Annotated in this window: 21 protein-coding genes; 8 read left to right on the forward strand and 13 right to left on the reverse strand. The window is 72.8% G+C overall.

Annotation, left to right across the window (positions count from 1 at the left end):
- Nucleotides 1–90: 90 nt before the first annotated feature.
- The 3 genes from ACH5A8_RS30945 to ACH5A8_RS30955 form a co-directional block, all read right to left on the reverse strand.
- The gene (locus tag ACH5A8_RS30945; protein ID WP_399007295.1) at nt 91–1,296 is read right to left on the reverse strand and encodes a spore photoproduct lyase family protein; all 1,206 of its coding nucleotides are present in this window, start codon (nt 1,294–1,296) and stop codon (nt 91–93) included.
- A gap of 107 nt (nt 1,297–1,403) precedes the next feature.
- Entirely contained in the window at nt 1,404–1,634 is a 231-nt protein-coding gene (locus ACH5A8_RS30950) for a DUF2945 domain-containing protein (protein ID WP_399007296.1), read from the reverse strand.
- Between the two features lie 139 nt (nt 1,635–1,773).
- Nucleotides 1,774–2,661, reverse strand: coding sequence for an SDR family NAD(P)-dependent oxidoreductase (locus ACH5A8_RS30955; RefSeq protein WP_399007297.1), 888 nt, complete (start codon nt 2,659–2,661; stop codon nt 1,774–1,776).
- A gap of 71 nt (nt 2,662–2,732) precedes the next feature.
- On the opposite strand from ACH5A8_RS30955, the gene ACH5A8_RS30960 reads away from it, so the two are divergent.
- Nucleotides 2,733–3,656: a LysR family transcriptional regulator gene (locus tag ACH5A8_RS30960; protein ID WP_399007298.1), complete on the forward strand. Its 924-nt coding sequence runs from the start codon at nt 2,733–2,735 to the stop codon at nt 3,654–3,656.
- 188 nt (nt 3,657–3,844) lie between these two features.
- On the opposite strand, the gene ACH5A8_RS30965 is transcribed toward ACH5A8_RS30960, so the two are convergent.
- Genes ACH5A8_RS30965 through ACH5A8_RS30975 form a run of 3 tightly spaced genes read right to left on the reverse strand, consistent with a single transcriptional unit; the run spans nt 3,845 to nt 7,066 of the window.
- Nucleotides 3,845–5,251 carry an NAD(P)/FAD-dependent oxidoreductase gene (locus ACH5A8_RS30965; RefSeq protein ID WP_399007299.1) on the reverse strand — a complete coding sequence of 469 codons (1,407 nt, stop codon included), beginning with the start codon at nt 5,249–5,251 and terminating at the stop codon, nt 3,845–3,847.
- Nucleotides 5,244–6,458: an MAB_1171c family putative transporter gene (locus ACH5A8_RS30970; protein WP_399007300.1), complete on the reverse strand. Its 1,215-nt coding sequence runs from the start codon at nt 6,456–6,458 to the stop codon at nt 5,244–5,246. Before ACH5A8_RS30970 ends, ACH5A8_RS30965 begins: the two co-directional genes overlap by 8 nt.
- A complete protein-coding gene (locus ACH5A8_RS30975; protein WP_399007301.1) occupies nt 6,455–7,066 on the reverse strand; it encodes a toxin in 612 nt (203 codons plus the stop codon). Before ACH5A8_RS30975 ends, ACH5A8_RS30970 begins: the two co-directional genes overlap by 4 nt.
- Before the next feature lie 337 nt (nt 7,067–7,403).
- On the opposite strand from ACH5A8_RS30975, the gene ACH5A8_RS30980 reads away from it, so the two are divergent.
- Complete coding sequence (locus ACH5A8_RS30980; protein ID WP_399007302.1) at nt 7,404–8,321, forward strand: SGNH/GDSL hydrolase family protein; 918 nt, start codon at nt 7,404–7,406, stop codon at nt 8,319–8,321.
- 96 nt (nt 8,322–8,417) lie between these two features.
- On the opposite strand, the gene ACH5A8_RS30985 is transcribed toward ACH5A8_RS30980, so the two are convergent.
- Complete coding sequence (locus ACH5A8_RS30985) at nt 8,418–10,976, reverse strand: discoidin domain-containing protein (protein ID WP_399007303.1); 2,559 nt, start codon at nt 10,974–10,976, stop codon at nt 8,418–8,420.
- 273 nt (nt 10,977–11,249) lie between these two features.
- Between ACH5A8_RS30985 and ACH5A8_RS30990 the strand changes: the two genes are divergently transcribed.
- Nucleotides 11,250–11,855, forward strand: coding sequence for a hypothetical protein (locus tag ACH5A8_RS30990; protein ID WP_399007304.1), 606 nt, complete (start codon nt 11,250–11,252; stop codon nt 11,853–11,855).
- Between the two features lie 91 nt (nt 11,856–11,946).
- Here ACH5A8_RS30990 and katG read toward each other — a convergent pair whose 3' ends face one another.
- The 3 genes from katG to pgm form a co-directional block, all read right to left on the reverse strand.
- Nucleotides 11,947–14,178: a catalase/peroxidase HPI gene (gene katG / locus ACH5A8_RS30995; protein ID WP_399007305.1), complete on the reverse strand. Its 2,232-nt coding sequence runs from the start codon at nt 14,176–14,178 to the stop codon at nt 11,947–11,949.
- Nucleotides 14,179–14,202: 24 nt separating this feature from the next.
- On the reverse strand, nt 14,203–14,649 hold the full coding sequence (locus ACH5A8_RS31000) for a Fur family transcriptional regulator (RefSeq protein WP_399007306.1): 447 nt from the start codon (nt 14,647–14,649) through the stop codon (nt 14,203–14,205).
- A 525-nt stretch (nt 14,650–15,174) separates the two neighbouring features.
- On the reverse strand, nt 15,175–16,815 hold the full coding sequence (gene pgm / locus ACH5A8_RS31005; RefSeq protein WP_399007307.1) for a phosphoglucomutase (alpha-D-glucose-1,6-bisphosphate-dependent): 1,641 nt from the start codon (nt 16,813–16,815) through the stop codon (nt 15,175–15,177).
- A gap of 410 nt (nt 16,816–17,225) precedes the next feature.
- On the opposite strand from pgm, the gene ACH5A8_RS31010 reads away from it, so the two are divergent.
- Nucleotides 17,226–18,215: an ANTAR domain-containing protein gene (locus ACH5A8_RS31010; protein ID WP_399007308.1), complete on the forward strand. Its 990-nt coding sequence runs from the start codon at nt 17,226–17,228 to the stop codon at nt 18,213–18,215.
- Between the two features lie 123 nt (nt 18,216–18,338).
- Complete coding sequence (locus ACH5A8_RS31015; RefSeq protein WP_399007309.1) at nt 18,339–19,025, forward strand: GPR1/FUN34/YaaH family transporter; 687 nt, start codon at nt 18,339–18,341, stop codon at nt 19,023–19,025.
- Between the two features lie 150 nt (nt 19,026–19,175).
- On the opposite strand, the gene ACH5A8_RS31020 is transcribed toward ACH5A8_RS31015, so the two are convergent.
- From ACH5A8_RS31020 to ACH5A8_RS31030, 3 genes are all read right to left on the reverse strand, one after another.
- Entirely contained in the window at nt 19,176–19,544 is a 369-nt protein-coding gene (locus ACH5A8_RS31020; protein ID WP_399007310.1) for a cytochrome C oxidase subunit I, read from the reverse strand.
- On the reverse strand, nt 19,541–21,226 hold the full coding sequence (gene ctaD / locus ACH5A8_RS31025; protein WP_399007311.1) for a cytochrome c oxidase subunit I: 1,686 nt from the start codon (nt 21,224–21,226) through the stop codon (nt 19,541–19,543). The genes ACH5A8_RS31020 and ctaD overlap by 4 nt, the downstream gene beginning before the upstream one ends.
- A 163-nt stretch (nt 21,227–21,389) precedes the next feature.
- The gene (locus ACH5A8_RS31030) at nt 21,390–22,373 is read right to left on the reverse strand and encodes a LysR substrate-binding domain-containing protein (RefSeq protein ID WP_399007312.1); all 984 of its coding nucleotides are present in this window, start codon (nt 22,371–22,373) and stop codon (nt 21,390–21,392) included.
- A 94-nt stretch (nt 22,374–22,467) separates the two neighbouring features.
- On the opposite strand from ACH5A8_RS31030, the gene mdlC reads away from it, so the two are divergent.
- From mdlC to ACH5A8_RS31045, 3 genes are all read left to right on the forward strand, one after another.
- Complete coding sequence (mdlC, locus tag ACH5A8_RS31035) at nt 22,468–24,048, forward strand: benzoylformate decarboxylase (RefSeq protein ID WP_399007313.1); 1,581 nt, start codon at nt 22,468–22,470, stop codon at nt 24,046–24,048.
- A gap of 28 nt (nt 24,049–24,076) precedes the next feature.
- Nucleotides 24,077–25,531, forward strand: a complete 1,455-nt coding sequence (locus tag ACH5A8_RS31040; protein ID WP_399007314.1) for a benzaldehyde dehydrogenase — start codon at nt 24,077–24,079, stop codon at nt 25,529–25,531.
- Nucleotides 25,532–25,614: 83 nt separating this feature from the next.
- The gene (locus ACH5A8_RS31045; protein WP_399007315.1) at nt 25,615–26,856 is read left to right on the forward strand and encodes an MFS transporter; all 1,242 of its coding nucleotides are present in this window, start codon (nt 25,615–25,617) and stop codon (nt 26,854–26,856) included.
- The last annotated feature ends 130 nt before the right edge of the window (nt 26,857–26,986 follow it).

The following is a 26,986-nucleotide window of genomic DNA, read 5'->3' on the forward strand; positions in this document are numbered from 1 at the left end:
GCCCGCCGGGTCGTGGAGCTCTGGACGAACTGGCGGATCACCTGCTGCCCCGAGGGACCACCGCAGGCGCCGCTTCGCGGGTGGTCCCGGTCAGAAGGCGTAGCGCAGGGTGAGCCAGGGGGCGTGGGCCGCCATCAGTTCCCGCAGCCGGCGTACGGCGGGGCCCTTCACGCCGGTGCGGTAGCGGACGTTGGCGGCGCCGTTCTGCGACTGCTTGGCCTGCTGCAGGTCCGGGCGCCACAGCGTCTCCTCGGCGCGCGGGTGCCAGCCGAGGTTGACCTCGTGCAGCGCGCGGTTGTGGGTGAGCAGGATGACCTCGGCGGCGGCCTGCGCCTTCACGGCCGGCGGCAGCACGTCGTCCAGGTGGCGCAGCAGCTCGGCCCAGTCCTCTTCCCAGCCGGGCCGCAGCACCACCGGCGACAGGTTGAAGTGGACCTCGTACCCAGCCTCCAGGAAGTCCCCCGCGGCGGCGATCCGCTCGGCGACCGGGCTGCAGCGGATGTCCAGCAGCCGGGAGTCCTTCGGAGGCATGACCGAGAACCGCACGCGCGTGCGTCCGCGGGGATCGAGACCCAGCAGGTCGCGGTTGACGAACTTGGTGGCGAAGCTCGCCTTGGCGGTCGGCCAGGCGCGGAAGGCGTGGATCAGGTCGGCGGTGTTGTCGCAGATCAGCGCGTCGACCGAGCAGTCGCCGTTCTCGCCGACGTCGTACACCCAGGCTTCGGGGTCGCACTGGTTGGGCTCGGGCTTGGGTCCCTGGCGGGCGATGTGCCGTTCCAGGTGGGCGATGATCGCGTCGACGTTGGTGAAGACGGTGATCGGATTGGCGTAGCCCTTGCGGCGCGGCACGTAGCAGTAGGCGCACGCCATGGCGCAGCCGTTGGAGGCCCCGGGGGCGATCCAGTCGGCGGAGCGGCCGTTGGGCCGGGTGGTGAGGGTCTTGCGGACCCCGAGGACCAGGGTCTCGGTCTTCACCCGCACCCATCGCTCGACGTTGCCCTCGTTGCCGTGCAGGTGCGGGATGCGCCAGTGCGAGTCCACCTCGACCAGGCGGGCGTGCGGGAAGCGGGCCAGGATCTGCCGTCCGCGCGGGGAGGCCGCCGCCTCGGGCTCGGCGTGGATCTCGCGCACGTCCAGGAGACGGGCGGCTTCCGGGGACAGGGCGGCGGGCTCCGGCACGTCGCCGGACCGGGCGGTGTGCGAGGAGGCGGGGGTGTGCCCGGGGTGCAGGGCGTCGAGCGGGAAGAGGCTCTCCTGCCGCGAGCTGTGCGGGCCGGGCCGGTCCGACGGGTGCATACGTGTTCCGGAGGTATGGGGGAGCGTGCGGTGTGCTCCTCCATTGTCCCGCGCCGGTGCGCGTACGGATCCCGCCGCCCGTCGGGATCCGTACCGCTCCTCCCGTCCTACTTCTTCCGCTTGAGGGCCGACGGCTTGTGCACGGCCGAGCGGCCGGACTTGTCGCTGCGCACCTCGTACTGGGGTTCGTCGGGCGAGGCGTCGACGGTGCGGCCCGCGGCCTCGGTCCGTTCGGTGATCTTCCGCTTCACCGTCCCCGTGGTCTCGCTGCCGTGACTGCGCCAGGAGACCTTGTCGCCCTTGGCCGGCTCCTTCTTCCCGGAGGTGTCCTTCGCCATGGGGGTGCTCCTTCCGGACACGGTACGGGCGTGTCCGCGTTCCACCCTGCTCGCTCCCGCCCCGTCCCGCACGCCGGGGCGTGCCGCCGGGCGCGGCGGATCACCGCGCACGGGCGGTGCGGGCCGGTGTGCGCGGTGGTCAGGGCACGAGCAGGGCGTCCTGCTCCGTGGACGGCTCTCCCCCGTGCCACGGCAGGGCCTTGCCGAAGCGGACCAGCTCGCCGTAGAGGGCCGGGTCGGCCCCCTCGGCGAACACCAGGTCCAGCACCGCCTCGGCCGCGCGGGCCGGGGTCTGGGCCTGGCTGTAGTCGCTGAACCAGGGCCGGGAGGCGCGGGTGTCGACCATGCCGGGGCAGACGGCGGCGATCAGGGTGCCGTCAGCGAGGTCGCGGTCGCGCCGCTCGGCGGCCACCGCGCGCACCGCGGCCACCTGGGCGACCTTCGAGGGCACGTTGACCCACAGCGGCCAGCCCGCCTCCCGCGCGGTCCCGGAGTGCACGGCGCTGCGCCAGGACTCCACGGCGTACTCGACCTGGTCGAGACTCGCGCCGTCGAACAGGGGGCGCAGCCGGGGGTCGAGGCGGCCGAGCGTGCCCAGGCTGCTGGCCACGACGAGCAGCCGGCCGCCGGGGTTCAGCACCGGGCCGAACGAGCGCAGGACGCTATGGGTGGCGCCGTTGGCGACGTCGATGAACCGGTCGGCCTGTTCGGCCTGCGACCTGTCGGGCAGCAGCGGGGCGACGGCGTTGGAGATCACCACGTCCACTCCGCCGTGCCGCTCGCCGAGTTCCGCGGCCAGGGCGGAGACGGCCCCGGCGTCGGTGACGTCCAGGACCCGCCCCTCCACCCGGCCGCGGGCGGCGGGCGACCGCGCGATCTCTCCGACGGCGTCGCGGACACGGCCGGCGTCACGGCCGGTGAGCAGGACCAGGTCGTCCGGCCCCATCCGGGCGGCCAGTCCCTCGACGAGGGCCCGGCCGAGCCCCTGGTTGGCCCCGGTCACCAGCGCGATACGTGATGTCTTCATGAACTCCACGGTATGAGGCGGCAGTTGATGCGTCCAACGAGAGTTGCGCACGGCTAGTATGCGTGATCGTCATGGACTTCACCGATGTGTCGCTGACCGCGCTGCGCGTCTTCCGCGCCGTGGCCGAGCGCGGGACCTTCACCGCGGCGGCGGAGTCGCTGGGCTACACCCAGTCGGCGGTGTCCCGGCAGATCGCCTCGATCGAACGGGCCGCGGGCACGGAGTTGCTGGAGCGGCGGCGCGAGGGCGTTCGGCTGACCCCCGCGGGCCGCGTCGTGCTGCGCCGGGCCACGGTCGTGCTCGACCAGATCGACGCGACCGCGCGGGAGCTGTCCGGGCTGCCCGCCGAGGGCGGCGTCGTGCGGGTGGGCTGGTTCCCCAGCGCCGGCGGCGTCCTGCTGCCCAGGGCGCTGGCCGCCCTGCGCCGCACGGACCCGGCCGTCCGGGTGGTCGGCCGGGAGGGCGCCACGCCCGAACTCGTGCGGGCCCTGCGCGCGGGCAGCCTGGATCTCGCGGTGCTGGCGTCGGTGCCGCCGTTCCGTCCCCCGGACGCCGAGTCGCCCCCACTGGTGCTGCGGACGCTCACCGAGCGCGCCCTGTGTGTCGCGGTGCCCGCCGCCGATCCGCTGGCCCGCGGCGACTTCGTCGACGTCGCCGACCTGCGCGGCCGGCGCTGGATCGCCGCTCCCCCGTCGGACGAGGACCGGCTGATGGGGGTGTGGCCGGGGCTGGACGAGCGGCCCGACATCGCCCACACCGCCCGGGACTGGCTGGCCAAACTGCATCTCGTGGCCGCCGGCTGCGGTCTGACCACGCTGCCCGCCTCGCTCGCCGGGGCCGCGCCCCCGGGCGTACGCGTCCTGCCGGTCCGGGGCGGGCCCCAGGAGCAGCGGCGCCTGCTGCTGGCACGGCTGCCGCACCCGCCGGCCGAGCCCGTCGTCCGGGTCGCCGCCGCACTGCGCGCCGCGGCCGTGGAGATCGGCGCGCCGACGTAGCCCGCACGGGCGGTGCTGCGCCCGGACACGCGGTCGCGGCCGGGCTCGGGCGCGCTTCACCGTGGCGCGGCGGCCTTGCCAGGCCGGGCGGTCCCGGTGAGCCGTGCGGGTCGTGACCCGCCGTAGGCTCGTGGCCGACGGCATGGGCGTCCGTTCGCGTCCTCGCCCCGAGGCGGCCGCCGGCCGGGTCAGCGCGGGGTGGTGGCGGCCTTCCGTTCGGTCTCGGTCAGCGGGGGCTGCTCAAGGTGCGGCCTCCTCGGGCCCAGCAGCATCGGGACGAGCATGTCGGCGGAGAACAGCCGCGTGGCCGGCTTCTCCAGGCTCATGACGTCCAGCAGCGCGCCCATCGCACGCGGGTTGCGCGCCCCGGTGGCCACCGCCCGGTCGACGAACCGGGCGAGGAGGCGCTCCACGGCGGTGGGCGGCGTGTCGGCGGCGCCCGGGTAGAAGGCGTCCTGGCCGACGGCGAGGTCCCAGGCGCCGGCGACGGGACGGGACGCGGCGCGCTGGAGGCGGCGCGCGGTGCCGGGGGCGGTGAGGGCGGTGGTGCGCAGGACGTCGCGGACGGCGAGGGCGCACTGCGCGGCGACGGTGAGGCCGTGCCCGTAGACGGGGTTGTACGCGGCGACGGCGTCGCCGACGACGAGGTAGCCGTCGGGCCAGTACCTGGCCTTCTCGTAGTAGCGGCGGTGGTTGGCGGTGCTGCGGGAGAGGGTGACGTCCTCCAGCGGTTCGGCGTCCTCGAGCAGCTCGCCGATGACGGGGTCGCCGAGGCTGAGCGCGAAGTCCACGAAGGCGTCCGGGTCGGCGGTCGGTTCGGCGCCCCGGGTGCCGGCGAGGGTGACGATCCACCGGCCGCCCTCGACGGGCAGGATGATGCCGCCCCGGCCGGGGCCCTTGGCCGGGTTGGCCTGCACGTTGATCAGGGGGAAGTCGATGTCCGCCGTGGTGCCGGGGGCGCGGTGCAGGCGTGTGGCGTAGGTGACGCCGGCGTCGACGCGCCGTTCGGTGACGCGCGGCAGGCCGAGCTCCTCGAGCCACTGCGGGGAGCGGGAGCCACGGCCGGAGGCGTCGACGACCAGGTCGGCGGCGAGGGTCTGCTCGCTCCCGCCCGTGCGCACCCGCAGCCCGGTGACGCGGCCGGCGTCGCCCGTCGGACCCAGCGCGGTGGTGTCCTGGCGGAGCGTGACGCGCTCGTGGGCGAGGACGCGCTCGCGCAGTACGTGGTCGAGCAGGTCGCGGGAGCTGACCAGATTGCGGTGGTGGGTGGCCAGGAAGCGCCGGAACCAGACCTCGTTCGGCGCCCTGGAGACCATGTCGCCCATGATGTGGACCAGTCGGCCGCCCCGGGCGACGACGTCGTCGGTCACTGCGGGCAGCAGTTCCTCGAAGGCCTGTACGCCACCGCTCCAGACGAGGTGGGCGTGCCGGGCCTGGGGCACGCCGCGGCGCGGCTCGGCTCCGTCGGGCAGGGTGTCGCGTTCGACGACCGTGACGTCGGCGAACTCGGTGAGCGCGGCGGCGGCGAAGAGGCCCGCCGCGCTCGCGCCTATGACGATCGCGGTGGGCCGGCCGGTGGTGGCTCTGTCAGACATGGACGTTCAGGCTTTCTGTGCTGGTCGCCCGCCGGCGGATGCCGTCGACGGTGCGAGGGTGGCGCAGGGCGAGGGAGACGGCGTCGATGTGGTCGCTCAGGTCGGCGCCGGTCCCGGTCGGCCGGGCGGCGGGTCCGGCCTCGTCCGCCCTTGCGTCCGCGCCCGTGTCCCCGGCACGGTAGGCGTCGACGGCGGCCAGAACGGCGACGGCTCCGGCCAGGCCGTGCGCCTCGGCCTCGCCGCGCGTGGCCGCCGCCGTGCGGTGGGCGCGTTCGTACAAGCCGTGGTCGAGACGGCTGGCGAGCACGCGCAGCGCGTCGTGGATGCGCTGGCGCCGTTGCAGCAGGCGCAGGTCCAGCGGTGACCAGAAGCCGATGCGGGCCTTGGCCGCCGCGGGCGCCAGGACCTTGACCGTCCGCCACAGCGGTCCCAGCCGGCGGTACTCGGCCCGGTCGCGCGCCCAGTGCGTCAGGGCGGGACCCGCCTGGGGGACGATGAATCCGACGGCCAGCAGGGTCGCCTGGGCGAGGGCGAAGGGCGGCGCGGCGCGGGTGCTCAGGGCGTCCCAGTCCGTCCCGGTCCAGCGGGCCGTCACCGCGGTCAGTTTTGCCGCGTCGAAGACCAGGCCCGCGGCGTAGCCCAGCTGGAGGAAGACGACTCCGGTCTTCAGCCAGGGGTTCGCGATCTGGGTGAACCACTTCCACAGCAGGCGGGTCGAGATGAAGCACGAGGCGAGGTGCGCGAGCAGGTAGAGCAGGATGTGTTCGCGCATCCAGGGCGTGGTGGCGTAGTAGGTGTCCAGGTCGTAGATGCGCGGCACGGGCGCGTCGGCGAGCCAGAAGGTGGTCCACAGGGCGGCGACGACACCGGCGTACGCCCCGTACAGGCGGCGGATGGTGCGACGGCGTCGCCGGGAGGGCGGCTCCCGCCAGCGGATGATCATGGCCAGGCCGGTGGCGCAGGACGCGGTCAGGAAGGAGTAGGCCCAGGGCGACGCGATGTTCGGGACGCCCGTCAGCCGGTTGAGCCGGTCGATGTTGACCGGGGTGATCACGACGAGGACGGCCGTGGCGCACAGCAGCAGCAGGGTGGTCGCCCGTACCTCGGCGTCGCGCCAGGCGCGCAGGAACGTCGGCACCCTGAAGGCCACCGCGACCGCCAGGAGAAGGGTCGGGATGGCGTAGGGGATGTGGAAGTGGGAGTTCATCCCAGGATGCGACCCCCGCGGTTGAGGAGCGACAGGTTGATGCGGCCTTCCACGGTCGCCGGGCTGACCGGGCCCTCGGCGTACCGGCCCGTCATCCAGGTGCGGACCTCGCGGCCGAAGAGCAGGCCGAAGGTCTCGGCCTCCGCCTCGTGGTCGTCGGCCGAGTCGGCCCGGGCGGCCGCCGTCACCAGGGCCTCGCGGGGGACCTCGGCGCCGGACAGGATCCGCTCCGCGGCGCGGCGCAGCGCCTCGGGCGACTGGACGGCCGACGGCGCGCGGGCCGCCGCGGGCGCTCCGACGCCGTGCCCGGCACGGTGACCGCACTCCTCGTGCCACAACTCGTGTCCCAGGATGACGAGTTGCGCCTCGGGCACGGTGCCGTCCTCGACGACGATGATCGAACGGTCGCCGCAGTCCAGACGCAGGCCCGACACGGGGATGTCCGTGGGGAAGGCGCGGAAGGCCAACTGGACGGGGTGGCCCGCGCGCACGCTCATGGCCCGGCAGAACTCCCGCATGACCGCCTTGGGTTCCGCCGGCCGCCGCAGGGACTTCGACGCTTCCCGGGCCAGGGCGGTGAGCAGCGACTTCATCGCCTTGGTGGTCATCGGTCGGTGTCTCCTTCCGGGGCGGCACCGACCTCGGAACTCACGCCGTATCGGTTCATCGAAATGCATCTCGCACCTTACGGGCCGTACACCACCGACGACGATCGTTTCCTAGCCAAAAACGATCGGGAGATGACGGATGCGTCCGGTGACCGCTCCCCTCCCGGGAGCGAGACGACTGCCGGGACGGTGGAGGCGGCGGATCATCTCGATCCGCGCTCTGGCCCCGGGTACATACCGAGCGGTATACATGCCCCGTCGAACGCGTGAACGGCCGGATGCCGGCGCCGCGCGGTGACGGGTTTCAGCCGTGTCCAGGTTCAAGGGGGGCGTTCAGATGGGGAACGAGGCGCGTTCGGGCCGGATGGCGAAAGGCCGCCGATGGCGGGCCGCCGTGGGGGTCGCGCTCGGCGGCTGCGCGCTCTTCGCCTCCTCGGCGGCACCGGCCGCCGCGCACGGCGGGCCCGCCGGCCGCGCCACGGAGTACGTCTCCCTCGGCGACTCGTACACCTCGGGGCCTCTCATCCCCCGGCAGGTCGACGCGAACTGCGCCCGCTCCGACCACAACTACCCCTCGATCGTGGCCGAGCGGCGCAATGCGTCCGTGTTCCGGGACGTGAGCTGCTCGGGCGCGACGACCGAGGAGATGTGGCGGGCCCAGGGCGCCAACGGCGCCCAGCTCGACGCGCTGCGCCGGGACACCGCCCTGGTGACGGTCCAGATCGGGGGCAACGACGTCGGCTTCGGGTCCATCATCGCCACCTGCGCCCGTCTCGGCGCCCAGGAACCGGCGGGCGACCCGTGCCGGCGGTCCTACACCTCCTCGGGCGTCGACCGGTTGGCGGTGGACATCGCGCGCACCGCGCCGAAGGTGGACCGGGTCCTGCGGGCCGTGCGCGCCCGCTCCCCGCACGCCAGGGTGCTCGTCGTCGGCTATCCGGACCTGCTGCCCGACGACGGCAGCGGCTGCTTTCCCTCGGTGCCGTTCGCCGCGAAGGACTTCCCCTATCTGCGCGACACCGAGAAGCGGCTGAACCTGATGCTGCGCCTGGTGGCGGCGGTCGACGGCGCGCGGTACGTCGACACCTACGGACCCACCCGCGGCCACGACATGTGCAAGGCCCCGGCCGACCGCTGGATCGAGCCCCTGCAGCCCGCATCGCCCGCGGCCCCCGCACACCCCAACGCCCGGGGCGAGCAGGCCATGGCGGACGCCGTGCTGCGGGCCCTCGGCGAGGAGCACGGGCGCCGCTGACGCCTTCGGCGGCCACTCGGACGCGGGTGTGCGGCGGGCCGATGGATTCGGCCCGCCGCACACCCTCACGTCCTTCCGCGGGTCAGGTGTTCCGGATCAGGGGAACAGGGTCACCTTCGACGGCACGGTGTCCGTCCCCGAGGTGGGCGCGCCGGTGTCGTTGACGACGTGGGCGTACTGGCCCTTGCCGCCCAGGGAGATCACCTGGATGTCGTGCAGCTTGACGCCGGACTTCACCGGCACCTGGAAGCCGTGGTGCTGGACGATCGAGGGATCGGCCGTGAAGTTGCAGTAGCTGCCCAGGCCCCAGGCCTCGTGCTGGTTGACGGTGTCGGCGACCTTGTAGGCCGCGTAGCCGACGATGCCGTCGTGGGTGACGGCCGCGGCGTTCGGGACGTCGTAGGCCTTCTCGTTCTGGAAGAAGATCGTCTTGCCGCGCTCGCCGGCCCAGTAGACGTCGTACTTGTTGAAGTGCTCGACGAACAGGCCGGTGGCCAGGACGTCGTTGCCGTTGACGCGCAGGCCGTAGTCGGCCCGGTTGGTCTCCCAGCCGACGCCGTCGCCGTGGTCGGCGCGCCACAGCCAGGTGTGGTCGATGATCACGTTGTTGCTGTTGACGACGACCGAGTTGGTGGCGAGGCCGGGGCCCGCGCCGCCGATGCGCACGAAGACGTCCTGCATGGTGGTCGGGTTGGCCGAGTGGTCGGCCGAGGAGCCCGGCGCGCCGATCTGCAGGAGCGTGTCGGAGTTGGTGGCGCCCGCGTCGATCAGGAAGCCGGCCAGCTTGACACCGTCCACGTCGGCGACGTGCATCGCGTCCACGCCGTGGTCGGGCACGATCGTGGCGAGGCCGAGACCGAGCACCACGGTGTTGGCGCGGGTGACGTCGATCGTCCGGTCGAGGTGGTAGACGCCCGGGGTGAACAGCAGGTTGAGGCCCTGGGAGAGCGCCTGGTTGATGGTGGCGGCGGTCGATCCCGGCTTGACGACGTAGAACTGGTCGAGCGGCAGGGAGGTGCCGGCGTTCGCCGGCCAGGACACGCCGCGCGCGTTGGTGCGCTTGGCGGGCACGAACACCTTGTAGGTGTTGCCGTCCAGGTAGAGGAACGGCTTCTCCCGCGAGACGGGGGTGTTGTCCAGCGTGGTGTACGGGCCGGAGTCGAAGTTGGTCGCCGGAGCGCCCTGGACGCCGGAGAACGTCATGTTCCACACGCCGTTGGTCCAGCCGCCGACCGAGCTGTCGCGGGTGTACCACTGCTGCTGGGAGTACGGGCCGACGGTGCCGTCGATCCTGGAGTCGGCGATGTAGCCGCCGGAGGCCCAGCCGTAGCCGTTCGGGGCGAGGTTGAGGCCGCCCTTGACGTGGATGCGGCGGAACGGCGCGGCCTGGGCGACGGCCCAGCGGTCGGTGCCGTTGGACGGGGTGATGGCGAGGTTCTCCGCCGAACGCCAGAAGTTCTGCGTGGCGTTGCCGTTGAACCAGCCCGCGTCGACGGTGACGTCACCGTTGATCTGGGTGTCGTCCGGGTTGAGGCCCAGGCCGGAGATGGAGGTGTAGAAGCCGATCTGGGCGTTGATGCCGTTGTAGGTGCCGGGCTTGAGCAGGAACTGGTAGCGGCCCGAGCCGAACTGGTTGGACTCCTGCTGGGCGAAGACCTGGTCGAACTTCTGCTGGAGGTTGGGCGTCGACGGGTCGACCACGATCACGTTGGGACCGAGGTCGCCGCCGCCCTGGACCGGGCCGGTGGTGCCGGACGAGGTCGTGTGCACGGCGACCTCCCACAGCGAGTAGCCGTAGCCGGTGGCGCGGGCGGTGCCGTTGACGCGCACGTAGCGGCCCGAACCGCTGACGTCGTAGGAGGCGTTCCCGCCGGTGGCGCCGGTGACGCTCTTCAGCGTGGTCCAGCTGTTGCCGTCCGCGGAGGCCTGGATCTGGAAGTCCTTGGCGTAGGCGGCCTCCCAGTTGAGATCCACCTTGCACAGGTTCTGCACCGATCCCAGGTCCACCTGCACCCACTGCGGGTCCGAGGCGGCGCTCGACCAGCGGGTGCCGGTGTCGCCGTCGAAGGCGGCGGAGGCGGGGGTGCCCGCGTTCTCCGTCGAGGAGGCGGAGGCCGGCTTGCCCTTGGCCGCGTCGGCGCTGTCGCAGGATCCGGTGGAGCCGCCTCCGTCGCCGCCGCCGGCCGTGCCGAAGACCTGGAACTCCCAGAGGGAGTAGCCGTACTGGGTGGCCCGGTGGACGCCGTACATCCTGACGTAGCGGCCCTGGCCGGAGACGTCGAGGGTGTCGGTGCCCCCGTCGCCGCCGGTGACGCTCTTCAGGTCGGTCCAGCTGTTGCCGTCCGAGGAGATCTGGACCTTGTAGTCCTTGCCGTACGCGGCCTCCCAGTCGAGGACGACCTTGGTGACCGAGGCCGAGGCGCCGAGGTCCACCTGGAGCCACTGGCTGTCCGTGGCGGCCGAGGACCAGCGGGTGCCGGTGTCGCCGTCGACGGCGAAGGCGGCGGGGGTGCCGCCGTTCTCGTTCGAGGACGAGGTGGCGGTCTTTCCCTGGGACAGCGGGGTCTCGGCTGCCGCCGCGGACGGGGCGTGTGCGGGGAGGGTGATGAGCGCTGCCAGTGCGGCCAGCGCGACACCCAGGGCTCTTGGTCTCATGGGGGTCCCTGCGATCGAAGAGGGGTCGGCGACGAGCGTGAAACGGGGGGAGGTACGTGCGACTCGACGACTCGCGCCCGCCGCTTAGTTCACGTCTTGATTTAACTGATGAGACCACTGGTGCGGCAAGCCTTGTGACACGGGAATCTTTCAAGCCTTGACGAAACGGGTCCCGGACCTGGGCGTGGAAGCGTTCAAAAGGTGACGTGAGGCGCGAAGCGAATGAGTAGGGGTACTCATGACATCGGCCGCCGAGGCGGGAACGATCACGGCATGACGAAGCTCAGAAGGACCCGGGCCGCTGCCGGGGCGCTGCCCGCGGCGGTGGCGGTTGTCGCCGTGCTGGCGGCGGGATGCGGGACCCAGCGGCCGGACGACGACGCCGGCGGCCTCCCCGGCGCCGCGCGGACCGGTGGCGCTGCGGCCACGTCGACCGCCACGGCCGTCCCGAGCAAGCCCTCCGACTTCCCGTGCCCGGGTGAGAGCCCCACGCCGACGCCGTCGCCGACCGCCTCGCACGCCGCCGAGCAGCCCCCGGACCACTACGCCGAGAACCACGGCTTCAGGGTGCCGATCCCCCTGCACGGCCAGAGTCGCTGCGACGGACTCGCGGCCGTGGCCCGCATCGAAAAGGCCCTCGAACCGCTGCGCCGGCGCGGCGACTTCGCCCCGGAGAGCACCCGCAAGGCGCTCACCGGCCTCGGCTACGCGGACGGGAAGGTGCAGTCCTACCAGAACGGCAACCCGGGCGTCGGCTTCCTGATCGTCGACTCTCCGCTGTGTCTGGAAGGCACGATGTACCGCAACGCCACCCGGGCGGACGCGTTCGCCGGTTACCCCGACGGCAGCGACTGCCAGCCGCCCAGCGGCGGCCACTGACGGCGGGGGCGCGCACCCGGACGCACGGATCGTGAGCGCGGAAAGGGGTGGGGGCCGGCCCCCACCGGCCGGCCCCCACCCTCTTGTGCGATCAGGCCAGGTCGAACCGGTCCAGGTTCATGACCTTGGTCCAGGCCGCGACGAAGTCGGTCACGAACTTCTCCTTGGCGTCGTCGCTCGCGTAGACCTCCGCGATCGCGCGCAGCTCGGAGTTGGACCCGAAGACCAGGTCGGCGCGGCTGCCGGCCCACTTGACCTCGCCGGTGGCGGCGTCGCGGCCCTCGAAGGTGGTCGCGTCCCCGGAGGTGGCCTTCCACTCCGTGCCGAGGTCGAGCAGGTTGACGAAGAAATCGTTGGTGAGCACGCCGGGCGTCGTGGTGAGGACGCCGAGCTGCGACCGCTGGTGGGTCGCGCCGAGGACGCGCAGACCGCCGACGAGGACCGTCGTCTCGGGGGCGCTGAGGGTGAGCAGGTTGGCCCGGTCGAGCAGCAGGTACTCGGCCGGCAGCCGGTTGCCCTTGCCGAGGTAGTTGCGGAATCCGTCGGCGGTCGGCTCCATCGCGGCGAAGGACTCGACGTCCGTCTCTTCCTGCGCGGCGTCGACGCGGCCCGGCGTGAAGGGCACCTCGATCTCGAAGCCCGCCTCCTTGGCCGCCTTCTCCACGCCCACGCCGCCGGCGAGGACGATCAGGTCGGCGAGCGAGACCCGCTTGCCGCCGCTTCGGTCCGCGTCGAAGGACTCCCGCACGCCCTCCAGGGTGCGCAGCACCGTGGCCAGCTGGTCGGGGTCGTTGGCCTCCCAGCCGCGCTGCGGCTCCAGGCGGATGCGGGCGCCGTTGGCCCCGCCGCGCTTGTCGCTGCCGCGGAAGGAGGCGGCCGACGCCCACGCGGTGGACACCAGCTCGGCCACCGACAGGTCCGTGGCGAGGATCTCGGCCTTGAGGGCGGCGACGTCCTCGGCGTCGATCAGCTCGTACGTCCGCTCGGGCAGCGGGTCCTGCCACAGCAGCGTCTCTGCGGGGACCTCGGGGCCCAGGTAGCGGGCGACCGGGCCCATGTCGCGGTGGGTCAGCTTGAACCAGGCGCGGGCGAAGGCGTCCGCGAACTCCTCGGGGTTCTCCAGGAAGCGCCGAGAGATCTGCTCGTAGACCGGGTCGAAGCGGAGCGAGAGGTCGGTCGTCAGCATCGTCGGGGCGTGCCGCTTGGCCGGGTCGTGGGCGTCGGGGACGGTGCCCGCGCCGGCGCCGTCCTTGGGCCGCCACTGGTTCGCTCCGGCGGGGCTCTTGAACAGCTCCCACTCGTAGGCGAACAGGGTCTCGAAGAAGGTGTTGTCCCACTGGGTCGGGGTGGGCGTCCACGTCACCTCGAGGCCGCTGGTGATCGCGTCGCCGCCCTTGCCGGTGCCGTAGGTGTTGCGCCAGCCGAGGCCCTGCTCCTCCAGCCCGGCGGCCTCGGGGTCGGGGCCCACGTTGTCGGCGGGGCCGGCGCCGTGGGTCTTGCCGAAGGTGTGGCCGCCCGCGATCAGGGCGACCGTCTCCTCGTCGTTCATCGCCATCCGGCGGAACGTCTCGCGGATGTCGCGGGCCGCGGCGATCGGGTCCGGATTGCCGTTGGGGCCCTCCGGGTTGACGTAGATGAGGCCCATCTGGACCGCGCCGAGGGGGCTCTCCAGCTCCCGGTCGCCGGTGTAGCGCTCGTCGCCCAGCCAGGTCGTCTCGGGACCCCAGTAGACGTCCTCCTCGGGCTCCCACACGTCTTCGCGGCCGCCGGCGTAGCCGAAGGTCTCGAAGCCCATCGACTCCAGGGCGACGTTGCCCGCCAGGATCAGCAGGTCGGCCCAGGACAGGGCGCGGCCGTACTTCTTCTTGACCGGCCACAGCAGGCGGCGGGCCTTGTCGAGGTTGGCGTTGTCCGGCCAGCTGTTGAGGGGGGCGAAGCGCTGCTGGCCCGCGCCGGCGCCGCCTCGGCCGTCGCTGATGCGGTAGGTGCCGGCGCTGTGCCAGGCCATGCGGACGATCAGCGGCCCGTAGTGGCCGAAGTCGGCCGGCCACCAGTCCTGCGAGGTGGTCAGCACCTCGGCGATGTCCCGTTTCACGGCCGGGAGGTCGAGGGACCGGAAGGCCTCGGCGTAGTCGAAGCCGTCACCGTAGGGGTTGGCCACCGCCGGGTTCTTGGCGAGGATCTTCAGGTTGAGCCGCTCCGGCCACCACTGGCGGTTTCCGCCGCCCTGGGTCGGGTGCGGGGCGCGGCCGTGCGCGACCGGGCAGCCGCCCGTTCCCTCCGTCTTGGCGTCGGTGACGATTGCGTCGTGGTTCTCGGACATGCGCATCCTTCCAAGCTGGGCGGATCACGGTGCTGAGGAACTGCGGGCGGTGACACAGGCGGGGCACAGGCCCCAGTAGATGACCTCGGCCTCGTCGACGGCGAAGCCTCGGTCGTCGGCCGCGGTGAGGCAGGGCGCGTCGCCGGCCGCGCAGTCCACGTCGGCGACGGCGCCGCACGACCGGCACACGAGATGGTGATGGTTGTCCCCGACGCGCCCCTCGTACCGGGCCGGACTGCCGGCCGGTTCGATGCGGCGGACGAGTTTGGCCGCGGTGAGCGCGTGCAGGGCCTCGTACACGGCCTGCAGGGAGACGTGTCCGACGCGGTCGCGCACTCCGGTGGCGATGGCCTCGACACCGAGGTGGTCACCCTGGCGGACGGTCTCCAGGAGGGCGACGCGGGCGGCCGTCACCCGCAGGCCCGCACCGCGCAACTCCTGTGCGGTGGCAGAGCTCTGGGCTGCCGTCATGAGCCCAGAACCTACCGCCTCAAACACGAATCGTTCAAGAAAACGAATGGTCAAAGTCTGCGGGGCGGACGCGCCGGGGGCGGCGCGGCGTCGACGAGGTGTCGGAGAGGAGGCGGAGGGGCGGCGGCCCGGTGCCGGCGGGAGGTCGGCGAGGTGCTGACGGGGCGCGGCCCGGGCGCGTACGAGACACCGGAGAGGGGGTGGCCGCGACGGCTCGGTGACGGGCGAGGCCGGGCGCAGCTACGCGGGGGCGGCGAGGAGACGGCCGGAAGGTCCCGCCCGGCGGTGGGGCGACCGGGAGGTCCCGCCCGGTGGCGAGCGCGCCGGCTCGGTGACGGGGGGCGTCAGAAGACCGACGGACGGGAACCGCTCGGTGGCGAGGAAGGCGCCGGCGAAGCGGTGGGCGGGCGATGCCCCGGCGCGGGCCGGGGCATCGGCGCAAGGGGCGTCCGGGCGGCGCCCCCCACCGGGGCCGGCCGGGGCCGACCACCTGGCCCCGGTCGGCCCCGGGAGGGCGGTCCCGGCTCAGCCGCCGAGCGCCGCCAGCACCACCTGCTTGGCCTCGTCCTGGACCTGGCCGAGGTGGTCGGGTCCGTGGAACGACTCGGCGTAGATCTTGTAGACGTCCTCCGTGCCCGAAGGGCGGGCCGCGAACCAGGCGTTCTCGGTGACGACCTTGATGCCGCCGATCGCGGCGCCGTTGCCCGGCGCCTCGGTGAGCACGGTGGTGACCGGCTCCCCGGCGAGGGTGTCGGCGGTGACCTGCGCCGGGGACAGCTTGGCGAGGCGGGCCTTCTCCTCACGCGAGGCGGGGGCGTCGATGCGGGCGTAGGCGGGCTCGCCGAAGCGCGCGGTGAGCTGGGCGTAGTGCTGGGACGGCGTCTTCCCGGTGACGGCCGTGATCTCGGAGGCGAGCAGGGCCAGGATGATGCCGTCCTTGTCGGTGGTCCACACCGAGCCGTCGCGGCGCAGGAACGACGCCCCCGCGGACTCCTCGCCGCCGAAGCCGAGCGAGCCGTCGACCAGTCCGTCGACGAACCACTTGAAACCGACGGGGACTTCGACGAGCCGGCGGCCGAGGTCGGCGGCGACCCGGTCGATCATGCCGGAGGAGACGAGGGTCTTGCCGACGCCGGCCTCGGCGGGCCACCGGGTGCGGTGGGCGTAGAGGTAGGCGATGGCGGTGGCGAGGTAGTGGTTGGGGTTCATCAGGCCGCCGTCCGGGGTGACGATGCCGTGCCGGTCGGCGTCGGCGTCGTTGCCGGTGGCGATCTGGAAGCGGTCGCGCTGTTCGATGAGCGAGGCCATCGCGTACGGCGAGGAGCAGTCCATGCGGATCTTGCCGTCCCAGTCCAGCGTCATGAACCGCCAGGTGGGGTCGGTCAGCGGGTTGACCACGGTCAGGTCGAGGCGGTGCTGCTCGGCGATACGGCCCCAGTAGGCCACGGAGGCCCCGCCCAGCGGATCCGCGCCGATGCGCACGCCGGCGTCGCGGACCGCGTCCAGGTCGAGCACGTTCGGCAGGTCGGTGACGTAGGCGCCGAGGTAGTCGTGACGACCGGTGCCGGGGGCGGCCAGCGCCCTGCTGTACGGGATGCGGCGGACGTCCTTCAGGCCGGCCGCGATGATCTCGTTGGCCCGGTCCTGGATCCAGGAGGTGGCGTCCGAGCCGGCCGGGCCGCCGCTCGGCGGGTTGTACTTGAAGCCGCCGTCGGCGGGCGGGTTGTGCGAGGGGGTGACCACGACGCCGTCGGCGAGGCCCGAGGCGCGCCCCCGGTTGTGGGCGAGGATCGCGTGCGAGACGGCCGGCGTGGGGGTGTAGCCGTCCGCGCTGTCGACGAGCACGGTCACGTCGTTGGCGGCGAACACCTCCAGCGCGGTGACCTTCGCGGGCTCGGACAGGGCGTGGGTGTCCGCGCCGAGGAAGAGCGGCCCGTCGGTGCCCTGCCCGGCGCGGTACTCGCAGATGGCCTGGCTGGTCGCGGCGATGTGGTCCTCGTTGAACGCCGCCGCCAGGGACGATCCGCGGTGCCCGGAGGTGCCGAACGCCACGCGCTGGCCCGGTTCGGCCGGATCCGGGTGGAGCGCGTAGTACGCGGTCACCAGCCGGGCCACGTCGATCAGGTCCTCGGGCCCGGCCGGCTTGCCCGCTCGCTCGTGCTGCATGACACCCACTCCTCGACATTCGATCGTGTATCCGCTCGCGATCTCATCTTCCCCCGGCCGCAGACGGCAGGCGCACCGGCAAGGCGACGCGAGCGCCGGACACGGACGGTTTCCGGCCGCCGCACCGGCGGAGCCGGACGGCTCCCGGCCCCCGTCCCGGGCGGGGGACCCTCCCTTTCCCAACGCACCGGCCCGGGCATCCCGCCGGTACTGTCCCTGAGCGGTGCGCCCGCGGCCACAGCCGCCATGCCCCGCCGACACGCCGCCCGGCGGCGAGTCGTCCGTGTCCGGGGCTTCGGTCCGGGGCGCACGCCCAGGGCTCGCCCCACACGTCGCGTGTTCATCCGACTGCTCGGGGTAGGGGCACCGCAGACACACCGTCGTCCACCGGTCACCGAAGGAGCCGTCCCGTGAGCTCGCTGTCCGAACGTCGGCTGCTCCCGCCGATCCCGGCACCCCGCCGCGTGACGGACTCGCCCGAGACCACGGACTCGCCCGGGACCACGGAGCTGCCGGGGGCCACGGATCTGCCGGGAGCCAGGAGCCTTCCAGGACCTCCGCACCTTCCCGGAGCGGTGGATCTGTCGCGAGCGGCGGAGACGGACGCGACCGGGACCGGTGCGGTGCCGCCGCAGTCACGCAACCGGGTGCTCGCGCACACCGCGGTGGCCGCGGCCCAGCATGTGCTGCTGGAGCGCTACCGGCTGGCCTCCCCGGAAGAGGCGTTCGCGCTCCTGCGGCAGGCGTCGCAGACCCACAACGTCAAGCTGCACACGCTCGCCGACGCGCTGGCCGGCAGTCCGCCGCCGCCTCCCGGGGCGGCGCGGTGGTTCCCCGGCCGCGCCCGGCACGGCTCGCCGCCGCTGCCGGGCCTGGACCTGGACCGGCACGCGCGCACCCAGCACGGCGCGGTGCTCAGGGCCGCCCTGCACAAGGCGCTGCACGTCGCCGGCACGTCGATGGGCAACCTCCAGCTCGCCGAGGGCGGCGTCCTGCGCCTGGAGAAGCACTCCGGTCTGCCGCGCCGTTTCACCGACTTCTTCGCCTTCGTCGAGGACTCGACCACCTCGTGCGCCCTGGCCGCCCGCCGGCACGACCAGGTGACGGTACGCGACGTGGCGACCGCGACGGTCTTCGACGAGGCGTCCCGGCAGGTGATCCTCGACGCCGGCAGCCGCGCCTGCCACAGCGTGCCCCTGCTGACCGAGGAAGGCCGGCTCGCCGGCGTCGTCTCCACGCACCACGCCCGGCCCCTGTCCGACCTGTCCCAGGTCCAGTACGACGCTCTGGACAAGCTGGGCCGCGTCGTGGGCCGGTGGCTGTCCTGGCACCGGCGCACCCTGGTCCTCGACGCCCTCGAACACCTCCACGCCTCGGGCATCGCCGCCGCGGGCGCCTGAGCGGCCCCGCCCCGCAGGCCGGGACCCCGCCCCACGGGCCGGGACCGTGGGTCGTCGCCGAGGCATGTCCGCGGCCGGCCCGCACCGGAGTTTTCCCCGAGTGCCGACGGGTACGCGGCGGGCATGATCCCCCCTCCGGCTCCGGGGAACGGTCCCGAGGCCGCCACCGTCACCGTCCGGCCGTACGGCAATCCCCTGCCGCTGGGCTTCTTCTCCTTCGGCATCGGCATGGCGTTGCTCTCCGGGACCGCGCTCGGTGTGATCAGTGGCGACCAGGTCCGCCCCATGGGCATCCTGCTGGCGGTCTTCGTGTTCCCGCTGCAGTTCCTCGCCGCGGTGATGGCCTTCCTGACCCGGGACACCGCCGCCGCGGCGGCGCTCGGACTGTTCGCCACGTCGTGGGCGGCACAGGGCGTGCTGCACATCGTCGCGCCGCGGCAGCAGACCAGCGTCGCCCTGGGCATGTACCTGAGCGCCTTCGCCCTGATGCTGCTGCCGCTGGCGGTGACGGGTTTCCTGGGCAAGACGCTGCTGGGCGCGGTGCTGAGCGTCTCCACGGTGCGCGCCGCGCTGGCGGCGGCCTACCAGCTGGGCGCGCCGCACACGCTCGAACTCGCCAACGGGGCCGCGGCGTCGCTGCTGGTGGCGCTGGCCCTGTACGCGGGCACCGCCTTCCTCGTCGAGGACCTGCGGCAGCGTACGGTCCTGCCGATCCGGCGTCGCGGGGAGGCGAAGCGGGCCATCGAGAGCGACCTGGGCGACCAGCACTCCCGACTGCCGCGGGAGCCCGGCATCCGCAAACAGCTCTGAGCCCGGCGAAGACGTCCGCGAGCGACCCGAGGCGCCCGAACACGCCCGCCGGGCGGTCACGGGCCGTCCGTAAGCAGCCCCGAGCGGCCGTAGGGCCGCCGCACGGAGGCATCCGGGAGCGGCTGTGGAGCGTCCGGCGGCTCCCCCGCGTCAGGACTGGGTGACCGCGACGGCAAGGAGCGCGGCCGCCGCGACGACGGCCAGCGCGGCGACGAGGAAGGCGAGGCAGCGGGCGCGCAAGTGGCGATAGCGCTCCTCGTACTCACCGCGCAGTGCCCGGCAGCGGTCCGCGACGCGCTGGAGGTCCGCCCGCGCCCGGTTCAGGCAGTCGCGGACGTAGTGCTCCTCGATCTCCTCGCGCTGGGCGGTGGTCAGCCACTCCAGCGGTTCGGTGAAGGCGCGGGCCCGCTCCTGCGCCTCGGCGACCCGGGCCTGCCACAGCAGGTAGCCCTCCACCTGGTTGACCACGTCGCCGGGCTGCCCGGAGTCCCGGCCGGTGCGGCCCGCCGCGTCCGTCATGCCGGCAGGCCCAGGTTCTCCCGCTTGTCCGTGAGCGAGACCTCGGGGTGGTTCAGGTCGAACGCCGGGGACTCGCTGCGGATCATGGGCAGGGTCACGAAGTTGTGCCGGGGCGGCGGGCAGGAGGTGGCCCACTCCAGCGAGCGGCCGTAGCCCCACGGGTCGTCGACCCCGACCTTCTGGCCGTACTTGGCCGTCTTCCACACGTTGTAGAAGAACGGCAGCAGGGACATGCCGAGCAGGAAGGAGCCGATGGTGGAGACCATGTTCAGAGCGGTGAATCCGTCGGCGGCCAGGTAGTCGGCATACCGTCGGGGCATGCCCTCGGCGCCCAGCCAGTGCTGGACCAGGAAGGTGGTGTGGAACCCGACGAACAGTGTCCAGAAGGTCACCTTGCCCAGCCGTTCGTCCAGCATCTTGCCGGTCCACTTGGGCCACCAGAAGTGGAAGCCGGCGAACATCGCGAAGACGACCGTGCCGAACACCACGTAGTGGAAGTGGGCGACCACGAAGTAGCTGTCGGTGACGTGGAAGTCCAGCGGCGGCGAGGCCAGCAGGACGCCGGTGAGACCGCCGAAGAGGAAGGTCACCAGAAACCCGGTGGCCCACAGCATCGGCGTTTCGAAGGACAACGACCCCTTCCACATCGTCCCGATCCAGTTGAAGAACTTCACTCCGGTCGGCACCGCGATCAGGAAGCTCATGAAGGAGAAGAACGGCAGCAGCACCGCTCCGGTGGGAAACATGTGGTGCGCCCACACCGTCACCGACAGGCCCGAGATCGCGATCGTCGCACCGACAAGGCCCATGTAGCCGAAGATGGGCTTGCGGGCGAAGACGGGGATGATCTCCGTGACGATGCCGAAGAACGGCAGGGCGATGATGTAGACCTCCGGATGGCCGAAGAACCAGAACAGATGCTGCCAGAGGATCGCGCCGCCGTTGGCGGGGGCGAACACCTGGGCACCGAACTTCCGGTCCGCCTCCAGCACGAGCAGCGCCGCGGCCAGGACAGGGAAGGCGAACAGCACCAGGACGCTGGTGAGCATCACGTTCCAGGTGAAGATCGGCATGCGGAACATCGTCATCCCGGGCGCGCGCATGCTCACGATCGTGGTGATGAAGTTGACCGCGCCGAGAATCGTGCCGAATCCGGACAGAGCCAGACCCATGATCCACAGGTCACCGCCGATGTCGGGCGAGTGATGCGAGTCGTTCAGCGGCGAGTACGCGAACCACCCGAAGTCGGCCGAGCCGTTCGGCGTCAGGAAGCCGCTCACCGCGATCAGCGAGCCGAACAGGTACAGCCAGTAGGCGAGCATGTTCAGCCGCGGGAAGGCCACGTCCGGGGCGCCGATCTGCAGCGGCATGATCCAGTTCGTGAAGCCGGAGAACAACGGCGTCGCGAACATCAGCAGCATGACCGTGCCGTGCATCGTGAACAGCTGGTTGAACTGCTCGGTCGACAGGATCTGCAGGCCCGGGCGGCCCAGTTCCGCGCGCATCAGCAGCGCCATGATGCCGCCGACCACGAAGAAGGTGAAGGAGGTGATCAGGTAGAGGGAGCCGATCGTCTTGTGATCGGTGGTGGTCACCCATTTCACCACCACGGCTCCGGGCCGCAGGCGACGACGGGGAGGACCGGCGGTTTCCCGCGTGGAGTGCTGCTGAACGTCTGTCATGCGGCCCGTGACACGCTTTCTCTCAAGCTCTCAAGACATGGATGCGTGAGTTCCGCGGGATCGCCCGCAGGGCTCCGCACCATCCTCGCGTCACGCGCCCGTGAAACGGCGTCGCGCTGTCGCCGAGATGGCCCAACGGCCTGGCGGAATGCACCCGGTCGGCCTACTCCTGACGTGCCCTCGACCGGGCCGTGACGTGGTCCGGGTGCTGCGGATCGACCGCGTAGGGCGGCAGTTGGGCGGGGCTGACCCGCTCCCCCAGCACCTCGGCCATGAACTGGACCAGCCAGCGCTGGGCGGGGCTGCGCGAGGCCTCGTGCCGGGCGTAGAGGGCGACCTCGACCGGTTCGGTCTCGAACGGCAGCCGGACCAGGCGCAGGTGGTGGGAGGCGGTGAAGACCTCGCCGACGTACTCCGGGACGATGGCGATCAAATCCGTCTGCTCCAGCAGGTAGGGCAGCATCGAGAAGCGGGTGGCGTCGACCGCCACCCGGTCCAGGAGGTCGTGCGCGGCCAGCACGGCGCGCGGCACGACGTGGCCGCTGGGCCCGAAGACCGTGGCGTGGTGCTCGGCCGCCAGCTCGGCGAGGGTGACCGAGTCGCCCCGCACACGGGGGTGGTCGGCGGCGACCATGGCGACGTAGCGCTCGTGGAAGAGCGGGATCCGCTCGGTCCGGTGGGAGGTCAGCACCGGCGTGGCCACGAAGGCGTCGAGGTCGCCCCGGCGCAGCTGGTGCTCGGCCTCGTCGACGTCCAGCGGCCGGACGCTGAAGGAGACCTTCGGCGCGCGCTCGCGCACGGCCGCCAGGAGGCGGGGCAGCAGGGTCGCCTCGCCCAGGTCGGACAGGGCCAGCGTGAAGCGGCCCGGCATCGTCCCGGGGTCGAAGGCGTCGGCCTGGCGGATCGTGCCGTCGATCTCGGCGAGCGCGCGCCGCAGCGGCTCGTACAGCCGGCGGGCGCCCGCGGTGGGCGTCAGACCGCGGCCGGTGCGCCGGAACAGCTCGTCGTCGAAGTGGCGGCGCAGCTTGCCCAGGCTGTAACTGACGGTTGGCTGCGTGACGTGGAGCGTCTCGGCGGTGGCCGTCACGCTGCCGGTCTCATACAGCAGCACGAAGACGCGGGCGAGGTTGAGATCGAAACTGCCCATATCGAAGGAGTCTATATCGCAGCCCCGGAACATTTATTGGTGCCCATGTCGGGGACTGCCTAGCGTGCGTTGCGTCACTTGGAAAGGAACGTCTGTGCCATCCGTACGTCGTGTTTCCCACGAGTTCCTGGAGCGCCGGGGGCTGACCACCGTCTTCGGCAACCCGGGCTCCAACGAGCTGCCCTTCCTCGCCGATCTGCCCGGCGGTTTCCGCTACGTCCTCGGTCTGCACGAGGGAGCCGTCGTCGGCATGGCCGACGGGTACGCCCAGGCGAGCGGCCGGCCGGTGCTGGTGAACCTGCACGCCGCCTCCGGCTCCGGGAACGCGATGGGCGCGCTGACGAACGCCGTGGCCTCGCGCACGCCCCTGGTGGTGGTGGCCGGCCAGCAGGTGCGCCCGGCCGTCGGCCCGGAGGCCAATCTGGCCAGCGTCGACGCCCCGGCGCTGATGAAGCCGCTGGTCGGCTGGGCCGCGGAGCCGGCCTGCGCCCAGGACGTCCCGCGCGCGCTGGCGCAGGCGGTCTTCGAGGCGGAGCTGCAGCGCCGGCCGACCTATCTCTCCGTCCCGTACGACGACTGGGCGGCCGAGGCCGACGAGAACAGCCTGGCGGTGCTGGACCGGCGGGTCGAGCGTGCGTCGGTGCCCGGCGAGAAGCAGGGCCGCCGGCTCGCCGAGCGGGTCGCCGCCGCGCGGCGGCCCGCGCTGGTGCTGGGCGGCGACATGGACTCGGCCGGGTTGTTCGACGCCGGCGTGCGGCTGGCCGAGCGGCTGGGCTGCCCGGTATGGGCCGCGCCCTCGCTGTTCCGGCTGCCCTTCCCCAACCGCCACCCGCTCTTCCGCGGGGTGCTGCCGGCCGGTATCGCACCGGTCTGCGAGGCCTTCGAGGGCCACGACCTCGTGCTCGTGCTGGGCGCGCCGGTGTTCCGCTACCACGAGTACCTTCCGGGCCGGTACCTGCCGCGGGGCACGGAACTCATCCAGGTGACCGAGGACGCCTCCGCCGCCGCGCGGGCGCCGATGGGCGAGGCGCTGGTCGCCGACCCCGGAGCCGTCGTCGACCTGCTGCTCGAGCGGCTCGGCTCGGCCGCCGCGCCCGCCGGGCCGTACCGGCCGGTGCCCGCCCCGGCCGCCGCCGAGGGCGACCGCCTCCACCCCGAGCAGGTGTTCGCCGCGCTGCGCGACGAGCTGCCCGAGGACACCGCGTACGTGGTCGAGTCGACCTCGACGAACGCGGCCTGGTGGCGTCAGATGGACCTGCGCCGGTCCGGTTCGTACTACTTCCCGGCGGCCGGCGGGCTCGGCTTCGGGCTGCCCGGCGCGGTCGGGGTGGCGATGGCGCAGCCGGACCGGCCGGTCGTCGGCGTCATCGGCGACGGTTCCGCCAACTACGGCGTCACGGCCCTGTGGACGGCGGCCCAGCAGCGGATCCCGCTGACGATCGTGCTGCTGCGCAACGGGACGTACGGGGCGCTGCGCTGGTTCGGCGGGCTGCTCGGGGTGCCCGACGCCCCCGGCCTGGACATCCCGGGGCTGGACTTCACCAAGATCGCGCAGGGCTACGGCGTCCGCTCCGTGCACGCCGGCGACGCGGACGAGCTGCGGGCCGTGCTCGCCGAGCCCGCGGACGGGCCGCGGCTCGTCCAGGTGGACACCGCGCTCACCACCCCCTCCTGACGGACCTCCCCCGAGAAAGGCACCTGTGATGGCATTCCTGGACAGCGACGTCTGGGCCAAGAAGTTCTTCAGCGACGGCTGGCGGGACAGCGCCACCGAGCATCCGGTGGTCGAGCCCGCGACGGGCGACCGGATCGGCGCGGTCGGCCTGGCCACGGCCGAGGACGCGGGGCGCGCCGCCGCCCGGGCGGCCGAGGCGCAGCGGGCGTGGGCGGCGACGGCACCGCAGGAGCGGGCGGCCGTGCTGCGCCGGGCCGGCGAGCTGTTCGCAGAGCACGCCGGCGAGATCGAGGACTGGCTGGTACGCGAGGCGGGGTCGGTGCGGGCCAAGGCGTCCTTCGAGGCGGGTCTCGCGGTGGGCGAGTGCTTCGAGTGCGCGGGACTGCCGACACATCCGCAGGGCGAGGTGCTGACCTCCGAGGAGGCCCGCTGGTCGCTGGCCCGGCGCCGGCCCGCCGGTGTGGTGAGCGTCATCGCGCCGTTCAACTTCCCGCTCCTGCTCGGGCTGCGCTCGGTGGCGCCCGCGCTCGCCCTGGGCAACGCGGTGCTGCTGAAGCCTGACCCGCGCACCGCGGTGAGCGGCGGTGTCGTCATCGCGCGCGTCTTCGAGGAGGCGGGGCTGCCCGCCGGCATCCTGCACATGCTTCCGGGTGACGGCTCGGTCGGGCAGGCGGTCGTCGAGGCTCCTGAGGTCCGGGTGATCTCCTTCACCGGCTCCACGCCGGTGGGACGGGCGATCGGCGAGCGTGCGGGCCGGCTGCTGAAGCGGGCGCACCTGGAGCTGGGCGGGAACAACGCGCTGGTGGTGCTGCCCGGCGCGGACGTGGCGAAGGCGGCCTCGGCCGGCGCCTTCGGCTCCTATCTGCACCAGGGCCAGATCTGCATGACGACCGGCCGGCACCTCGTGCACGAGTCGCTGCTGGAGGAGTACACCGCCGCGCTCGCCGCGAAGGCGAAGGCGCTGCCGGTCGGCGACCCGGCCCGTGAGGAGGTGGCGCTGGGCCCGATCATCGACCGGCGTCAGCTGGAGCGGATCCACGGCATCGTCACCGAGTCCGTCGCGGCGGGCGCCACCGTCGCCGCGGGCGGCGAGATCGTGGGCGCCGGCTACCGGGCGACCGTGCTGACCGGGCTGACCACGGACATGCCGGCCTGGCGCGAGGAGATCTTCGGCCCCGTCGCCCCGGTCATCGGTTTCTCGACGCTGGAGGAGGCCGCGCGGATCATCGACGACTGCGAGTACGGGCTGTCCGTCGGCATCCTCGGGGACGTCGGCACGGCGATGAAGCTCGCCGACCGGATCGAGTCCGGCAAGGTCCACATCAACGAGCAGACCGTCGGCGACGAGCCCAACGCCCCGTTCGGCGGGGTCAAGGCCTCCGGCACCGGCTCCCGGTTCGGCGGCGCCGCCGCCAACGTGGAGGCCTTCACCGAGACCCAGTGGGTCACGGTCCGCCCGGACATCGCCGACTACCCGTTCTGACGGCCCGCTCCCCCTCCTGCCTCCCCCCACGTCCCCCCGCGCGCATCCCCGTCCCCGCACCCGCCCCCCAGGGAGGTATGTCCATGACATCCACCGCCCCGTCCCCCGCTCCCGCCACGGCGCAGGCCCCCTCCACCGGGCGCAGCGCCTGGACGGTGGTCCTGTGCTGGATCACCGTCATGCTGGAGGGTTACGACCTCGTCGTCCTCGGAGCGATCATCCCGACCCTGCTCAGGACCCATCACCTGGGCATGACCGCCGGCGACGCCACGACGATCGCGACGTTGTCGCTGGTCGGCGTGGCGATCGGCGCCGTCTGTGTCGGACCGCTGGCCGACCGGCTGGGGCGGCGGCGGCTGCTCATCGGCTCGGTGGCGCTGTTCTCCGTCTTCACCCTGCTGGTGCCGCTGGCCGGCTCGGTGACCGTGTTCGCCCTGCTGCGCCTGGTGGCCGGGCTGGGCCTGGGCGCCTGCATGCCGGTGTCGCTCACGATGATGGCCGAGCACATGCCGGAGAGCCGGCGGGCACGGGCCAGCACGCTGACGATGACCGGCTACCACACCGGCGCCGTGATCACCTCGCTGCTGGCGCTGCAGGTGACCGACGACTGGAAGATCCTCTTCTACGTCCTCGGCGTCGCCGGTCTCGTCATCGCCGTGATCCAGTGGTTCCGGCTGCCGGAGTCGGAGGCCTTCGTCCGGGCCGAGAAGACGCCCGCCGTCGAGCGGGTGCCGTTCACCGAGCTGCTCAAGCCGGCCTATCTGCGCGCGGGCATCGGCGTCTGGGTCGCCTCGTTCATGGGCCTGCTGCTGGTCTACGGCCTCAACACCTGGCTGCCGAAGCTGATGAACGACGCCGGCTACCCCGTCCCCACGGCCGTCACCCAGCTGCTGGTGCTCAACGTGGGCGGTGTCGTCGGCCTGGTCGTCGGCGGCGTCGTCGCCGACCGGCGGGGCATCAAGGGCACCACGCTCGTCTGGTTCGCCGTCTCGGTGCTGATGCTGGCGTGCCTGAGCGTCAGGATGGACAGCGACCTGCTGCTCGACGTCGTCGTCTTCCTCACCGGCGTGTTCGTCTTCTCCGCGCAGGTGCTCGTCTACGCCTATGTGACGCAGTTCTACCCGGCCGCCGTGCGGGGCACCGCCCTCGGCTCGGCCTCCGGCATCGGCCGCATCGGCTCGATCGTCGGTCCGTCGATCACCGGCGCCCTGGTCACGGCCGGCATCGGCCACCCCTGGGGGTTCTACTTCTTCGCCGCGGTCGCGGTGCTCGGCTTCGCTGCCGTGCTGACCCTGCCACGCCGGGCGGAGAACGCGATGGCCTAGTGCCGCAACAGGTGACGTTCGCCCCGTCGCGGGCCGAGATGGGGGGGGGCGGGTGGGCCGGGGGCCGCCCCGACAGCCCGGGCCGGGTGGGCCCCGGGGCCGGTGGGGGGGCGCCCCCGGCGTGGCACGC

Origin of the sequence: Streptomyces sp. NPDC018610, assembly GCF_044391765.1 — a bacterium.
Taxonomy (GTDB): domain Bacteria; phylum Actinomycetota; class Actinomycetes; order Streptomycetales; family Streptomycetaceae; genus Streptomyces.

Excerpts from the sequence above, each read along its gene's own strand:
- pgm (WP_399007307.1), bottom strand. The coding sequence starts at position 16,815 with ATGCAGCACGAGCGAGCGGGCAAGCCGGCCGGGCCCGAGGACCTGATC.
- ACH5A8_RS30965 (WP_399007299.1), bottom strand. The coding sequence starts at position 5,251 with ATGTCTGACAGAGCCACCACCGGCCGGCCCACCGCGATCGTCATAGGC.
- ACH5A8_RS31015 (WP_399007309.1), top strand. The coding sequence starts at position 18,339 with ATGATCCCCCCTCCGGCTCCGGGGAACGGTCCCGAGGCCGCCACCGTC.
- ACH5A8_RS30955 (WP_399007297.1), bottom strand. The coding sequence starts at position 2,661 with ATGAAGACATCACGTATCGCGCTGGTGACCGGGGCCAACCAGGGGCTC.
- ACH5A8_RS30990 (WP_399007304.1), top strand. The coding sequence starts at position 11,250 with ATGACGAAGCTCAGAAGGACCCGGGCCGCTGCCGGGGCGCTGCCCGCG.
- ACH5A8_RS30945 (WP_399007295.1), bottom strand. The coding sequence starts at position 1,296 with ATGCACCCGTCGGACCGGCCCGGCCCGCACAGCTCGCGGCAGGAGAGC.
- ACH5A8_RS30980 (WP_399007302.1), top strand. The coding sequence starts at position 7,404 with ATGGGGAACGAGGCGCGTTCGGGCCGGATGGCGAAAGGCCGCCGATGG.
- ACH5A8_RS31030 (WP_399007312.1), bottom strand. The coding sequence starts at position 22,373 with ATGGGCAGTTTCGATCTCAACCTCGCCCGCGTCTTCGTGCTGCTGTAT.
- ACH5A8_RS30960 (WP_399007298.1), top strand. The coding sequence starts at position 2,733 with ATGGACTTCACCGATGTGTCGCTGACCGCGCTGCGCGTCTTCCGCGCC.
- ACH5A8_RS31020 (WP_399007310.1), bottom strand. The coding sequence starts at position 19,544 with ATGACGGACGCGGCGGGCCGCACCGGCCGGGACTCCGGGCAGCCCGGC.
- ACH5A8_RS30975 (WP_399007301.1), bottom strand. The coding sequence starts at position 7,066 with ATGACCACCAAGGCGATGAAGTCGCTGCTCACCGCCCTGGCCCGGGAA.
- ctaD (WP_399007311.1), bottom strand. The coding sequence starts at position 21,226 with ATGACAGACGTTCAGCAGCACTCCACGCGGGAAACCGCCGGTCCTCCC.
- ACH5A8_RS30985 (WP_399007303.1), bottom strand. The coding sequence starts at position 10,976 with ATGAGACCAAGAGCCCTGGGTGTCGCGCTGGCCGCACTGGCAGCGCTC.
- ACH5A8_RS31040 (WP_399007314.1), top strand. The coding sequence starts at position 24,077 with ATGGCATTCCTGGACAGCGACGTCTGGGCCAAGAAGTTCTTCAGCGAC.
- ACH5A8_RS31045 (WP_399007315.1), top strand. The coding sequence starts at position 25,615 with ATGACATCCACCGCCCCGTCCCCCGCTCCCGCCACGGCGCAGGCCCCC.
- katG (WP_399007305.1), bottom strand. The coding sequence starts at position 14,178 with ATGTCCGAGAACCACGACGCAATCGTCACCGACGCCAAGACGGAGGGA.
- ACH5A8_RS30970 (WP_399007300.1), bottom strand. The coding sequence starts at position 6,458 with ATGAACTCCCACTTCCACATCCCCTACGCCATCCCGACCCTTCTCCTG.
- ACH5A8_RS31000 (WP_399007306.1), bottom strand. The coding sequence starts at position 14,649 with ATGACGGCAGCCCAGAGCTCTGCCACCGCACAGGAGTTGCGCGGTGCG.
- ACH5A8_RS30950 (WP_399007296.1), bottom strand. The coding sequence starts at position 1,634 with ATGGCGAAGGACACCTCCGGGAAGAAGGAGCCGGCCAAGGGCGACAAG.